This is a genomic window from Herpetosiphon giganteus, from assembly GCF_016907925.1.
Taxonomy (GTDB): Bacteria; Chloroflexota; Chloroflexia; order Chloroflexales; family Herpetosiphonaceae; genus Herpetosiphon; species Herpetosiphon giganteus.
The window spans coordinates 1-12,300 of sequence record NZ_JAFBCZ010000028.1; the positions used below are offsets into that span (position 1 = coordinate 1).

Sequence of the window (12,300 nt, forward strand, 5' to 3'; positions counted from 1 at the left end):
TTTATTACTCTTTTATGCGGTCGTTCGGACGCTCCAGCTTCGTAAAATTCGCATGCCTGGCTAGATTGATTTTGCACACTTCTTGACAAACCACCGCTCACGCAGGCATCAGAAAATTACCTGCGCTTAGAAACCTTGCGCCACGCCAATGATCTGATCTGCAATGCCATGGTGGCAATGCCGCGCTTTCATCGGTTTGATTTGGGTGATCACGTCCACTCCAGCAGTGACGGTCAGAAATTTGAGGCGCAGCGGGTGACGTTTGGCGCACGCTATGGCCCGAAGTATTTTGGCCGCAGCAAGAAGGGTCGTGTTTCCTACACGCTGGTGGCCAGCCATCTGCCGATCGTGGCTCGCATGATTGGTCCGCACGAGCATGAAAGCCACTACGTCTTTGATGTGCTCAAAAACAATGCCACTGACCTACGCCCCGTCCGGCACTCAACCGATACCCACGGCACCAATCACGTTAATTCCGCCTTGTTGTACCTTTTTGGGTATGCTTTCGCCCCACGCTATAAAAATCTCCCGCGCACGATGGCGACCAACCTCTATGGGTTTCAGCATCCGCGCCAATACGGTGATGTGCTCCTCGCCCCCATCCGCAAGATCAACACGGAATTGATTGTGGCCGAGTGGGATAATCTGCTCCGAATCTTTGCGTCGCTGGCACTAAAGACCACCAGCCAGCACATTATCGTGCGCAAACTCAGCGCTTATGCACGCCGTAACAGCACTCGGCAGGCACTCTGGGAGCTAGACCGCATTCTCAACAGCCTCTATATGTTGGACTATGTGGACTCGGCTCCGTTGCGCCAGCATGTGCAACGGGCGCTCAATCGCGGGGAGCAGTATCATCATTTACGGCGAGCAGTCTCATATGCCAATATCGGCAAGCTCCGGTTTACGACCGAAGAAGATCAGGAATTATGGAGCGAATGCAGTCGGCTCATTGCGAATTGCATCATCTTCTATAATTTGACGCTGCTTGATCGCCTGATAGCCCAGAAAGAGGCGGCTGGGGATATGGTGAGTGCCGCTGTTTTGGCCGAGATTGCTCCGGTTGCATGGCAACATATTAATTTCTATGGCCGCTATGAATTTGTGACGATCCCTGAACGCATTGATCTGGAGGCACTGATCGCGGCGTTGGCGAACCACACGTATCGGCCCGAAGGGGTTGTTGCAGCATGAAATAGCTCAAACGTGCGGAAGTGATAGTTTTTGGGGGAATTTACTTTTAGTTCCATAAGACGACGCTTGCCAGTGCGAACCCAAACGCCGTTAGGCGAGCATAGTGTGCAAGCATCTGGAATCGTCTGATCCAGCCCGATGGGCTATAGATCGCGGCAAGGCTCGCCCCAATCGCAACCCCAACCCCACCCAACGCCAGCACGACGCACCAGAACGCAGGGCCAGTCAGTGGCCGTTCGCCGCCACGCAGCCAATGATCCCATTCGGCGGCCTGCTCAGGCGAAATCGCCATCAGGATGCTCACGCCCGCAAACACCATGGCAGCCAGCACGCAAGACGACGTGACCGTGCCGAGCCAGCGCCGCCATGGCGCTGCCCCAACCAGCGCCAATGCCCATGCGCCAATCGCAAGGACGATGCAGCCCATGGCGAGGACACCAAGTACCTGCGCCGTGTGTCCCTTATCCATCCAGCGCCTCCAGTTGCACCAACGCCGCTGCCAGTTCGCGCTCAGCCACCACACGCTGCGTCGCCGTCAAGGCTTCTTCCTCACCCAAACCGCGCATCTGGACACCAACGACATGATTTGACACGTCCGCGCCAAGTGCCCGCAGCTGATCCCGCTGGCTTCGATTCAACCGTCCTTGCCCAATCATCTGGCTGCGCAGATCGTCCACCTCTCGCTGCCACTGGACTTCCTTGCGCAGTGGGTCGGGCGTAAGTGCCACTGCCAGCCTCGCCGTCAAGGCTTCTGGTTCACGCCGAACACACTCCAACACCACCCAGCGCACCGTCACCGCCCACGATTCTGCGAGCAGGCTATCAAGGATGCCCAGCACCTGCCGCCCATCGGCCTTGGTCTTGAGTGTCCCCAACAAACCCGTCCCAAACGGCCCCAATAATGACCGATCTAATGTCCGATCAACCTGCGATGGCCAGAGCACGAAGCGCTGGGGCAGGGCTATTGGCGCAACTACGGCGGCACGCGGCGCTGGCTGGCCCGCCTTTTTGGCCGCCTTGCGCCGTCGGTCGTGATCCTTGCGGGCTTCGATGGCACATTCCGAACTACAGAGGGTTGGTGGACGACCAGGGTATGATTCGACGGTCGCTCGATTGCCACACCAGCGGCAGATGATGGCGAACGTCTTGAGCGGCATGACCCGCGTATGGCTGTTGACGGTCACACGGCGATTGGGCATGGGCAGCTCCTTCGTTATGCGGCGCGGAGGAGGTCAATACCCAGCATCCGTTCAATCGTCGCCCCCACATCGTCGAGTGTTGCCTGCACCGCCGCCAGCGGAACCAGCCCCGCAGCCGCATCGTGATTGGCCACCATCAGGCTGTATTCCTCACCCCTTGGATTGGCTCCAACGACGATGAATCCAACGGTAATGTCATTGCCATCGGTATCCTGTGACACCTGATGATTGGACTCAAGATCGGCATAGCGAGCCAACGTCCAGCGGCAATCAGGGAAGCGCTCACGCAGATAGGTTTCCCATTCAGTCGCACAAGTATCATAGGTTTCGGCGGTAATTTGTCGCATCACATGCTCTCCATTCCATTATCATGCAAGATAGTGGAATTGTAGGTGATTGTGCGTGAATGTCAATGATTTGTTGGGCGTTTTGGAGGATTTTTGGTGGAGCAATGCGCAGATTGTCCGAATTGTTCCAGCATCGCACAAGATAGTGGAATTAAGATTTTTTTCATCTTTTATGAAGATGAAATGATGGAAGGGGTGGTAGGACTTGAACCTACATCTTCTCCTTGGACAGAGCTTCTCTACGAAGCACTCTCCAAGGGAGGGCTCTAATTGAGCTACACCCCCCTATAGATATTCTAAGTATACCATAGATTACGTGGTTTTCTTATCAGATTCTGGAAGGGTAAAGTCCAAGCCGGAAAGCTCATGTTCTGTAATAACGAGATTGAATTTCTGTTCCAAAATCCTACAAAACATACCTTTAATACGCTTCTCTGATTGTTTAAGCTTTTTGATCTTATCAATATGATCTTTTTTGAAATCTGTAAGTACATACTGTATTATGACATCTCTTGGAATCCGACTCAATACTGCTTCATCTATTTTAGAACATATCCTTCGTATTATTCTAATCACATCAATTATTTCCAATTCGCTTAATTTCGTTACTGATAATGATGAAAAATCCAAATCTTTCAAAACCACTTTATTATTATTCCAGAATTTATTTAATAATAATCCTTTTTTTTCAATAATATCCTTTAACTCTCTTTGTATTTCACCTGATTGATGTATTATTTTGTTTCTTCTAAGGCGAAAATAATCAAGGGTATCAACCTCATCAGTCAACATATGACTCTCCTTATCTGAACCAAGAACCCTAAACAGAAAATCCAACTCAAATTCTTTATTTTTTTGAACCAAACTACTTTTTAGTATATCTCTAGATCTATACAATATATTTTCTATATATATCTTATATGCCTCAAATATATAAGAATAAAAACTACGAAATATAATTGATATACTACTTTCAGATATATTAAAAAATCTTGAATTCCTTTCATTAAATTTTTTATTATACTTATTATTCATAAATATTGTATCAGTGAGCTTATCGTGATTAGCATTAATAGCATCACTATGATCGAGAAAAAACTGTTCATTAATAAAAAGTATCAACATTAATTCACTATTCATACGGGATAATGTCTTATCAAGGGTCATTAATTCTTCGGTTCTCATCAAGACCTCCTTTTAGATACTATTTTTATGTCTAGTATAGAGGCTGTTTTATTAGTCATTATGCCGACTCCGCTCGATTCCTTCAGCAATCAGCCGAGCCAGCGGGTGATCGGGAGCTAGGGCAATCGTGTGCGCTCGCTGATGGGCTTCCGCATACCATGTTGCAGCGGTCGGATAGTCCAGCGCAAACTCAGCCACCAAGGCACGGTGATAGGCCGTCGCCATCCACAGCCGTGGCCCATCTGCCTGCGTAAACAGGCTGGCTTTATGCGTATCCACCAGCTGCACCAACAGTGTCACGGCCTCGGTTGCCTGCGGGAAATCTTCCTGATGTAAAAGTGCCTGAATCAGCAAATCCCACGTTTGGATATGTTTGATGCGATCCGCATCCTCCGGCAACATCGCCCACAGTGCCAGTGCTGCCCGATAGTCGCGAACAGCCTCCCCAAACTCGCCATAATCTATCCATGCCACGCCGCGCAAACCCAACAACTCGGCCCGCTGCCGCGCCGTCCAACCGACTGTTTCCAGCGCCTCATCCGCCCACGCCATGGCCTCAACTACCCGCCCATCGGCCAACGCCATGGCAATCTCGCCAACCGCCGTGTACCAGTCTTCATCCTGCGGACTCGTTGGCTGGGCTTGCAGCTGCGCCAATACCGCCAGCAATTCGGCATTGACCGTGGTCGCTTTGGCGGTCGTGGCCAACAGGGTTTCAAGCTGGTGTAGGGACACTCCGGTGGGATTGAGCTGCTGCCAGCGGCGACCTTGCTCCGCGTAGATCGTCAAGAAATGGCGTTGTTCTTCGTACATCCCCACCGCACGATCAATCGTGGCCGCATCAAGCAGGCCCGGTCGTTGCACCGCGACCTGCATATTCTCCAGCTGCTCCTCAGCCTCGGCCAAGGCTTCATCGGCCATCATCACCAGTGTGGGCAGCATCGTGATCGGTTGCCAGTGAATCGGTTCGCGTTCCATGCGTTATCCTTCCGTTCAACACTGGTTCTATCCTAGCCCATGCGTCAAGATCGAGTTGACAAGCCCATGCCCGCTTGCTATACTCATCCCCATGTGATGCCGATCACGGCTCGCTGGTTTTCAATCGAAGGATCGCGCCGCTGCGCCATGGTCGCTGCCCGCCGTTGGGATGTCTTTTGACACACAACCCCAACCGCCAGTCGCCACCACCGCCCAGTCGCCCGACACCCAGATTGACCAATCAGCCGATTCCAATTCAGCATTGCACGCACCTTCAGAACGGATAGCAAACCGAACACCACGCCGAGAGGCTTCTGCAACTGCGTGGTGGGGGACATCGCCGCATCCTCTCCCTGCGGCGCTTCACGGTGGACAATCCGTCCGCTTTTTTCTCCGTCAGTTTTGACGTTTTTACCCACTGGCCATGCGCCATTCCATGCGTGTTTACACGGATGGGTGTTTTTGCGTGTCCGGTTTTGGTTTGCCCGCTGCTATGTCTCCCATCAGGGGGACGGTCTTTCGATTGTATCGATTGCCGTCTCTCGCTGGCGGCATCTCTCTCTTAAGGAGTCTCAGATGTACGCTTTAGCCCTGATTGGCCGCCACGGTCGCGAACGTGTCTCATCGTTTACCTCATCTTCCGTTGAAGCCCTTGTTGCCCACGCAACTGCAATCCAACTTGGCACCTGCTTCCGCTTTGAAATCCGCTGCGCCCACACGGGTGCGGTCGTCAAAGCGTTGTAGAGAGGTACCACCCGATGATTTTCTGTGAAATGCCCTCACTCACCCTGCTCGCCGGACTACCGGGGAGTGGCAAGAGCACCCTCGCCCGCCGCCTTGCAGCCCTTGGCGCAGTCGTTGTGTCCCTCGATGCGATCCGCACCGACCTCGGCGATGTCAATGATCAGTCCCGTAACAGGGATGTTTTGGCCATTGCCCAGATGCGCGTGGAAGCCGCCTTGCTCGACGGTCAGTGGGTTGTGCTTGACGCAACCAACCTCCGCCGAAGCTGGCGACAGCGTTGGGAACGCCTTGCTGCCGAACTGCATGTGCCGATCCGCATCCATTGGGTACGCACGCCGCTCGTCCTCTGCCTCTGGCGGAATTGGCGACGAACGCGCCGTGTCCCAGTCCGCGTGATCCTGCGCATGTGGCGGGAAACTGAGTATTAATTCCACCACCACGGTGGCCGTTCTCTGCATCGGCCATCCCATGGGCGATGCTTTATTTAAGAGGAGCATCCCCATGACCACGCACGAAATCCAAAACCCTGACTACGATATTTGGACGATGGTCACGCGCAGCCGCTATTGTTATGTCATCTCGGCCTTGCTGATTGGCAAGATCAAGATCGCCATCGGCGGTTACGGCCAGAAGGTCATCCCCATGCTCTCGGCCTACATCCCGGTGCCCAAAGTCCGACTCTTAATCCACCGCATCCTCGATGCGGTCAACCCGCCCAGCGACGGCTTCGCGTTTGAAGTCATTGGCGGGAGTAGCCGCGACGGCGTGGTGGAGTCTCGCATTCTGAAGGTCGTCTTCGACGCGGGACAAAACGGCCAGTTTGCATCCATGCCATGGCGCATCGTCATTGGCGTGGGACCAGGCAGATTGTTGGACACGGGCGGCATTAGCCCGATTGGGAAACCAACGAGCGTTGCCGATATCCGGCTGAGTGTGGACGATATGACCATGCTGGCGCTCGAACTGGAAGCCCATCTGCGTCACCGTCAGGGTAGCTATGAATACCACCGCATTCGTGAGCAGCGCGAGCGCCTTGCGCAGCGCACTGCTGAGACGGATGCCGCCTAATCAACCAAACCGTTTTTATGTCAAATCCCCGTTGGGAATGCCCTATGGCTCCCAACGCGGGTGGCCATGGTGTTTCCACCGCTCATCCGGAGGATTCCCCCATGGCCGCGACCAAACAACGCACGACCAAAGCCAAACGCGCACCCGTCATTCCCTTCGTCCCCGTGATCAATCCCAGTGGTAAAACCATTGTGTATGATCGCACAACGGGCGATTTCGGCCTGTATTTGGACGGAGAACTGGTGGGCTATGCCCCAACCTATTTCGACGGCGAAACGCGCTTAAACCAACTGGTCTACAATCGGCTTACCAAGGGCGTTGTCCCGACGGAAACCGATGAGCCAGCCACCAGCAGCGATGCTGACGAAGCACCCGCTGCCGATTAATCTGTTCTGTTGCCCCAAGTGCGGGCGTATCATCACGATGCGCCCGCTCCTCGTGGGGACGGCCTCGTGATCCGAAAGGATGTCACCATGTCGTCCCTGTTTGCCCTCCTGCCCGAAGCCCATCGCTTCTGGCACGCCTTCACCCGCCTGCGTCGATTCCCCCTGCTTTCTCAGGAGGAATGGGATGATCCATTCATCACCGCCGTCGCAGCTGCCACTGCCATGCACAGCCCCAACCGCCTGATGAGTCAAACGGTGTTTGTGGGCATGCTTCCGGTGGTCGAGGCCATGCAGGCCGCGATCACCAGCCACCGCAATCCTGATGATTCCATCACCCAAACGCTCAGCGCCGATGCGATGAAGCAGGCCCTGATCACCATGCACCAACGATCGCGCGCTGGCCTGTTCAGCGCACAACCAACCGCCCACGACCAAATCCTGACCGCGATCATGCTCCACGGCCTCGCGTGTCCCGATGCCCCATGGGTTGTTGCTGACACCCATGTCAGTCGGACACTCGCCGCCACCAATCCGTTTCGGGGTCGTCCCCACACCCTCCACCACCGCATGCTCGATCTCCCGTCCAAGGAAACCGTGCCCGTGGTTGCGTGGTGTGTTCTTCCCCCGAATCTCTTGCCAACCGGCAGCGACATCCCCACCATTGGGGCGTTGACCGTCGTTGGCAGTAGCGCCAAATGTGCTGCTGCGTGGGCCTCGATCCTTGATGGGTCGCGCCACGCCATCACCCTTCCGCAGGTGCCTCTTACGCCCTTCCTTGCGCTCGGTGGCGATCTGCCCTATCACCAGATTGGGAAACAGGTTGCCCACAAAGCCGCAGGAACCCAGCAATACCGCACGCTGCGCAATGAAACGCCGTTGCCGTCCTCGCGACTGGCCACCACCACCATCCTCCACCGCTCGGTGCTCACACCACAGGCGGGAGAGGATTGTTTGCACCTCACGGGTATGGACGGGCTTCCCAACCATGCCATCCTGTGGGCGCAACTTGAACGGGCCTGTCCGTTGCCACTCCAGCCCCACTGGCTGGATGATCTCTGGCACGTGGGCCGCACCCATGGGCTGATTGTCCAACTCCCCGCATGGGGCTGCGCTGGCTATTGGCTCAAAACATCCGCGATTGCCGACTGGGCACGGATTATCCGCGCCATTGTCACGAAATCGCCCGTTACCACCGCTGGCGTAGCGGTTACGACCATCGGCAAAAAGAGTGCTGCGGCAGAAAAGGCCGCAGCTCGTTAATGCTTCATCCCCCTGGGGCAGTGCATCTGCGGCCCCACGGGTCGTCGGGTCATGCCTTCTATCCAAAGGAGTTTTCCATGGCCCGTTTAGCCAACACCGCCAATCATGGCTTTCAAGCGCTCGATCCTGCTGCCGTTGCCCTGCTCGCCACCTACGTCACTGCGGCCAATCCTGCCGCCTGTCGGATCGCTGATCCGTGCGCAGGCGAAGGCGCAGCTGCGAGGCAGTTGGCCCGTGCATGGGGCATTCCAGCGGATCGACTCTATCTCAACGAACTGCATACGGAGCGGGCGGCGGCCTGCCGAGGGATAACCCCGAATACCACCAGTTGTGACACCGTGCGCTGGCTCCGTGCCAATCGCCATGGGCTGCAAGTGGTCTATCTCAACCCACCCTTCGGCACCCAAGCCGCAGGCGACGAACGGAGTGAACTCCAGTTCTTTCGCCGCGTGATTGAAGAAGGCAATTGGCTTCAGCCAGGTGGAATTGCGATCCTCGTGACTCCCCAAGATGTATTTGCCAAGCCTGCGGTCACCCAGCATCTCGCCCGTCATTATGACAACCTCACCATCATGGCCCTGCCTGCCGCCCTGCGGCGCTGGCGGGAAGCCATCGTGATCGGCGTTCGGCGTGCCCGTGCCCGCAGTGGCCAAGCGCTCAGCGACCTGATCACCACCCTTACGACCCAGCTCGCGCAGCCCTTGCCGGAATTAACCGCGCAAGCCGCGCCGCGCTATACCATTCCGGTGGCCACCAACGCGACCATGGTTTGGGAGGATGCCACCATTGGCACGCCCGACCAAGCCACCACCGATGTGGTGGTAACCGGTGGAGCCACGAATACCCGCGCCTATCGCAGTGCGATTGATGCCCTCCGTATCGCCCATCTGCGTCCCCTCGGCCCGCTGTCCGCCACCGCTGCGGCGGCACGGATTGCGACCGGGGAAATTAACGGCGCGACCATCGTCATTCACGGTCGGCCCCATATCATCAAAGGCTCGACCACCGAAGACCAAACGGTCTGGGTGGAAACCAAGGAAGAAGGCGATACGACCACCCTGATCACCCACCATGTCACGCGACAGGTTCCGGTGGTCATGACGGTCGATGTGGCTGATGGCAGTGTGTGCCGCTATGAAGGCGATGCTGGACTGCAAAAACTCTTGGCTGATCCGGCCACCGCCGAGGCGTTACTCGCCGCCATCACCGAGGTCGCCCCACCTGTCTATGCCTACGATATGGATGATCAGACCGCCGCGACGCTGGCCATGCTCAAACGCAAGGATGGCCGCACGTTGCCAGGCTACGAGAATGGCCTGCTGCCCATGCAAAAACATGTCGTAGCCGGAATTACCCGTTACCTGACCACCCCTGATCCGCGCACGGGCACGCGTCCGAAAGGCACGCTGCTCAATGCGGAAATGGGTTCAGGCAAGTCCACCATGGGCATTGCGATTGCCCACTGGTTCCACCAACAATCACTGACGAAATAAACCGAATGATTCTGCCACGGGAACCGCACGCATGCGGCCATCCCGTGGGGGATGGTCAGCGCAGGGCGTTCTCGCTATCAACAGGAGTCCCTGCCATGACCACACCAACCACCAAAACCAAAGCGGCCTTTACCACCATCGTTGCTGGCCCAATTCACCTCGTTGGCACGTCCGAGCAAGTCGCGGCCTATTACACCCATGGCACGGGCGAATTGCCGCCATGGTGGGCCGAATGGGATCAACTTCTCGGCGATACCTGGGCGATGGATATTCTGGAATCGCCCAGTGATGTCAGTCGCTTTATGCGCGCTGCCGAAGTTCATCCCGACCTGCCGCGCGTCGGCTTTATCTCGAACTCCAAACTCAAATTGGAGTCGGGCTATGTGCTTGGTGCAGAGGATCGCGACTACGACCACACGGCCCAGCACCTGCACCGCTACTGGCAGTCCCTGCCGGAAGCCATGCAACAGCGCTATGCCCGCTTTGGCTCGTTGGCCACGATTGAGGGAATGCTGATGCGTCGTGAGGAGTGGGTTGATGCCCGTTGGGGTAGTGCCACCCATGAATCCGATACCCGCATCGCACTCGCCAAAAAAACCAAAACCAGCACCGAAGGCCGTATTGCCGCTGATGCAACCGCGACGGATCGCCCCATTCGGCGTGCGATCCCGCTGCTGCGTATGGGTGGCCTTGCCTGCCCCCGCTGTGGCTGGCTGCAACGCAAAACCGATGGCGCAGTGCTCGATGCCAAACAGCTCAAGCACCGTGGCCTCGCCACCGTGACCTGCCCGCATTGTCACGACCACCTCGGCCAACAATGCCGTGAGCGTGACAATGTGCAGGATCGCAGCCTGCCCATCTTCCAGTCCGATGACTGGCAAACCTACGCCGTCGATGCCAACGGTCGCCGCACCATTCCGTGGGGCCAGCGTCCGCGCTCGAATCCTCGGATGGCCCTCGCATCCTTCATCCAGCGCCGCTACCCCCAACGCGTCGATCTCTTCATTCATGATGAAGCGCACGAGACGAAGGGGGCACGCACCGCGCTCGGCCACGCCTTTGGCGCGATGGTCGCCGCCAGCCGCACGACGGTTGGCATGACCGGCACCGCCTATGGCGGCATGGCCTCGACACTCTACGATTTGCTCCTTCGCCTTGGCAACACCGTGATTCGGGATCGCTGGGGCTGGAACAATCGCAGCGCCTTTGTGCGCGATGTGGGGGTTGTCGATGTCATGACCAAGGAAATCACGCGCGCGGCAACCGCTGGACACTACGATGGCCAAACCCGCACCAGCACCGAGGTGCAAGAGCGGGCAGGCATTACCGCCGACCTGATCACCATCGTCCAAAACTGCACCTATACCGTCCTGCTCAAGGATATGGGTTTTCAGTTACCCGACTACCGTGAGGATGTCGTGCTGCTGGATCTGCCCACCGACATGCAGGCCCAGTATCGGCGCATCGAGGACGACGGCAAAGCGATCATTGGCAACGGCGGCTACGATGCCCTCTCAGCCTACCTCCAAGCCACCTTGTCATGGCCCTATCAGCCATGGCGACTGAAATACATCAGCTCGCAACTGGTGAATGAGAAGGTCAAGACCCCCGTCTTGCCTGCCGAACGCATCCTGCCCCACCATACGTGGTTGGCCCAGTATTGCGCCGCGCAGATCCAGCAGGGCCGACGCGTGTTGCTGTTTGCGGAACATACCGGGAACGATGACATTGCCGTCGATCTGGCGGAAAAAGTCACCGCCCTTGCCCACGAACAGCACCAAACGACCCTCAAGATTGCGATCCTCCGCGCCACAACCGTGGCTCCGGGCGAACGCAACGCGTGGTTTACCGAGCAGGTCGCACAGGGAGCCAACGTGGTGATCTGCAACCCCCGTTTGGTCAAAACCGGCCTCAACTTGATCGCATGGCCCAGCATTGTGGTCGTCGAGCCGCTCTACAGCCTCTACGATCTCTTTCAGGCCAAGCGCCGTGCCTTCCGACCCACCCAAACCCAGGGCTGCGAAGTCACCTTTCTTGGCTACACCAAGACCATGAGTCAACGCGCCTTAGGGATTGTGGGCCGCAAAGCCGCTGCCGCAACCATGTTAAGTGGTGACGACAGCGAAGGCGGCTTGCTGGAATTTGATCCGGGCATGAGTTTGCTCCAAGAGTTGGCCAAGCAATTACGCAGCGCCAACCCCATGGACGATGCAAATACCCTCCGCGATCAATTCCGCAGCGTCGGACAGGCGATCAAAGTGGAAGCCGAACGACCGAGCTTGGTGCTGCCTGCGACCGCAACCCCAGCAACCATCGACGAACCTGTTGAGCAACCCATCGCATGGGATACCTTGTTCACGGTCGTCGATGTCCCGACCTGCAAAGCAACGCAGGTCGCCCACCAGTTCGCCATGGTGCTGTAAGCATCCGTTGGTCATGCCCCCAC

13 protein-coding genes, 1 tRNA gene and 1 pseudogene are annotated in these 12,300 nt (G+C 56.7%); 8 read left to right on the forward strand and 7 right to left on the reverse strand.

What is annotated here, in order from left to right; genetic code table 11:
• Positions 1–108: 108 nt before the first annotated feature.
• Positions 109–1,194, forward strand: a pseudogene (locus JOD20_RS20495) (Tn3 family transposase); the annotation flags it as partial.
• Between the two features lie 46 nt (positions 1,195–1,240).
• On the opposite strand, the gene JOD20_RS20500 reads toward JOD20_RS20495, so the two are convergent.
• The 7 genes from JOD20_RS20500 to JOD20_RS20530 all read right to left on the reverse strand — a co-directional run bounded on the left by JOD20_RS20500 (position 1,241) and on the right by JOD20_RS20530 (position 5,166).
• On the reverse strand, positions 1,241–1,663 hold the full coding sequence (locus JOD20_RS20500) for a hypothetical protein (RefSeq protein WP_204757062.1): 423 nt from the start codon (positions 1,661–1,663) through the stop codon (positions 1,241–1,243).
• Positions 1,656–2,393, reverse strand: a complete 738-nt coding sequence (locus JOD20_RS20505; protein WP_204757063.1) for a hypothetical protein — start codon at positions 2,391–2,393, stop codon at positions 1,656–1,658. Before JOD20_RS20505 ends, JOD20_RS20500 begins: the two co-directional genes overlap by 8 nt.
• A gap of 14 nt (positions 2,394–2,407) precedes the next feature.
• On the reverse strand, positions 2,408–2,740 hold the full coding sequence (locus JOD20_RS20510; RefSeq protein ID WP_204757064.1) for a hypothetical protein: 333 nt from the start codon (positions 2,738–2,740) through the stop codon (positions 2,408–2,410).
• 187 nt (positions 2,741–2,927) lie between these two features.
• Positions 2,928–3,025: transfer RNA gene (locus tag JOD20_RS20515), tRNA-OTHER, on the reverse strand.
• Between the two features lie 27 nt (positions 3,026–3,052).
• Positions 3,053–3,925, reverse strand: a complete 873-nt coding sequence (locus JOD20_RS20520) for a hypothetical protein (protein WP_204757065.1) — start codon at positions 3,923–3,925, stop codon at positions 3,053–3,055.
• Between the two features lie 51 nt (positions 3,926–3,976).
• Positions 3,977–4,903 (reverse strand): tetratricopeptide repeat protein, encoded by a 927-nt coding sequence (locus JOD20_RS20525; protein WP_204757066.1) that lies wholly within the window; start codon positions 4,901–4,903, stop codon positions 3,977–3,979.
• Between the two features lie 83 nt (positions 4,904–4,986).
• Positions 4,987–5,166: a hypothetical protein gene (locus JOD20_RS20530; protein WP_204757067.1), complete on the reverse strand. Its 180-nt coding sequence runs from the start codon at positions 5,164–5,166 to the stop codon at positions 4,987–4,989.
• Positions 5,167–5,479: 313 nt separating this feature from the next.
• Here JOD20_RS20530 and JOD20_RS20535 point away from each other — a divergent pair, with 313 nt between their 5' ends.
• From JOD20_RS20535 to JOD20_RS20565, 7 genes are all read left to right on the forward strand, one after another.
• A complete protein-coding gene (locus JOD20_RS20535; protein WP_204757068.1) occupies positions 5,480–5,647 on the forward strand; it encodes a hypothetical protein in 168 nt (55 codons plus the stop codon).
• Positions 5,648–5,676: 29 nt separating this feature from the next.
• Positions 5,677–6,075 (forward strand): AAA family ATPase, encoded by a 399-nt coding sequence (locus JOD20_RS20540; RefSeq protein ID WP_239583995.1) that lies wholly within the window; start codon positions 5,677–5,679, stop codon positions 6,073–6,075.
• Positions 6,076–6,148: 73 nt separating this feature from the next.
• Positions 6,149–6,715, forward strand: coding sequence for a hypothetical protein (locus JOD20_RS20545; RefSeq protein ID WP_204757070.1), 567 nt, complete (start codon positions 6,149–6,151; stop codon positions 6,713–6,715).
• A gap of 101 nt (positions 6,716–6,816) precedes the next feature.
• Positions 6,817–7,101 (forward strand): hypothetical protein, encoded by a 285-nt coding sequence (locus JOD20_RS20550; protein ID WP_204757071.1) that lies wholly within the window; start codon positions 6,817–6,819, stop codon positions 7,099–7,101.
• 87 nt (positions 7,102–7,188) lie between these two features.
• Entirely contained in the window at positions 7,189–8,361 is a 1,173-nt protein-coding gene (locus JOD20_RS20555; RefSeq protein WP_204757072.1) for a hypothetical protein, read from the forward strand.
• Between the two features lie 77 nt (positions 8,362–8,438).
• Positions 8,439–9,854 carry a DUF6094 domain-containing protein gene (locus tag JOD20_RS20560; protein ID WP_204757073.1) on the forward strand — a complete coding sequence of 472 codons (1,416 nt, stop codon included), beginning with the start codon at positions 8,439–8,441 and terminating at the stop codon, positions 9,852–9,854.
• Between the two features lie 95 nt (positions 9,855–9,949).
• Complete coding sequence (locus JOD20_RS20565) at positions 9,950–12,277, forward strand: hypothetical protein (RefSeq protein WP_239583979.1); 2,328 nt, start codon at positions 9,950–9,952, stop codon at positions 12,275–12,277.
• The last annotated feature ends 23 nt before the right edge of the window (positions 12,278–12,300 follow it).

What these genes read in the sequence shown, in the direction of transcription:
- JOD20_RS20555 (WP_204757072.1), top strand. Translation starts at nt 7,189, where the DNA reads ATGTCGTCCCTGTTTGCCCTCCTGCCCGAAGCCCATCGCTTCTGGCAC.
- JOD20_RS20550 (WP_204757071.1), top strand. Translation starts at nt 6,817, where the DNA reads ATGGCCGCGACCAAACAACGCACGACCAAAGCCAAACGCGCACCCGTC.
- JOD20_RS20520 (WP_204757065.1), bottom strand. Translation starts at nt 3,925, where the DNA reads ATGAGAACCGAAGAATTAATGACCCTTGATAAGACATTATCCCGTATG.
- JOD20_RS20500 (WP_204757062.1), bottom strand. Translation starts at nt 1,663, where the DNA reads ATGGATAAGGGACACACGGCGCAGGTACTTGGTGTCCTCGCCATGGGC.
- JOD20_RS20505 (WP_204757063.1), bottom strand. Translation starts at nt 2,393, where the DNA reads ATGCCCAATCGCCGTGTGACCGTCAACAGCCATACGCGGGTCATGCCG.
- JOD20_RS20560 (WP_204757073.1), top strand. Translation starts at nt 8,439, where the DNA reads ATGGCCCGTTTAGCCAACACCGCCAATCATGGCTTTCAAGCGCTCGAT.
- JOD20_RS20565 (WP_239583979.1), top strand. Translation starts at nt 9,950, where the DNA reads ATGACCACACCAACCACCAAAACCAAAGCGGCCTTTACCACCATCGTT.
- JOD20_RS20525 (WP_204757066.1), bottom strand. Translation starts at nt 4,903, where the DNA reads ATGGAACGCGAACCGATTCACTGGCAACCGATCACGATGCTGCCCACA.
- JOD20_RS20545 (WP_204757070.1), top strand. Translation starts at nt 6,149, where the DNA reads ATGACCACGCACGAAATCCAAAACCCTGACTACGATATTTGGACGATG.
- JOD20_RS20530 (WP_204757067.1), bottom strand. Translation starts at nt 5,166, where the DNA reads ATGCTGAATTGGAATCGGCTGATTGGTCAATCTGGGTGTCGGGCGACT.
- JOD20_RS20510 (WP_204757064.1), bottom strand. Translation starts at nt 2,740, where the DNA reads ATGCGACAAATTACCGCCGAAACCTATGATACTTGTGCGACTGAATGG.
- JOD20_RS20535 (WP_204757068.1), top strand. Translation starts at nt 5,480, where the DNA reads ATGTACGCTTTAGCCCTGATTGGCCGCCACGGTCGCGAACGTGTCTCA.
- JOD20_RS20540 (WP_239583995.1), top strand. Translation starts at nt 5,677, where the DNA reads ATGCCCTCACTCACCCTGCTCGCCGGACTACCGGGGAGTGGCAAGAGC.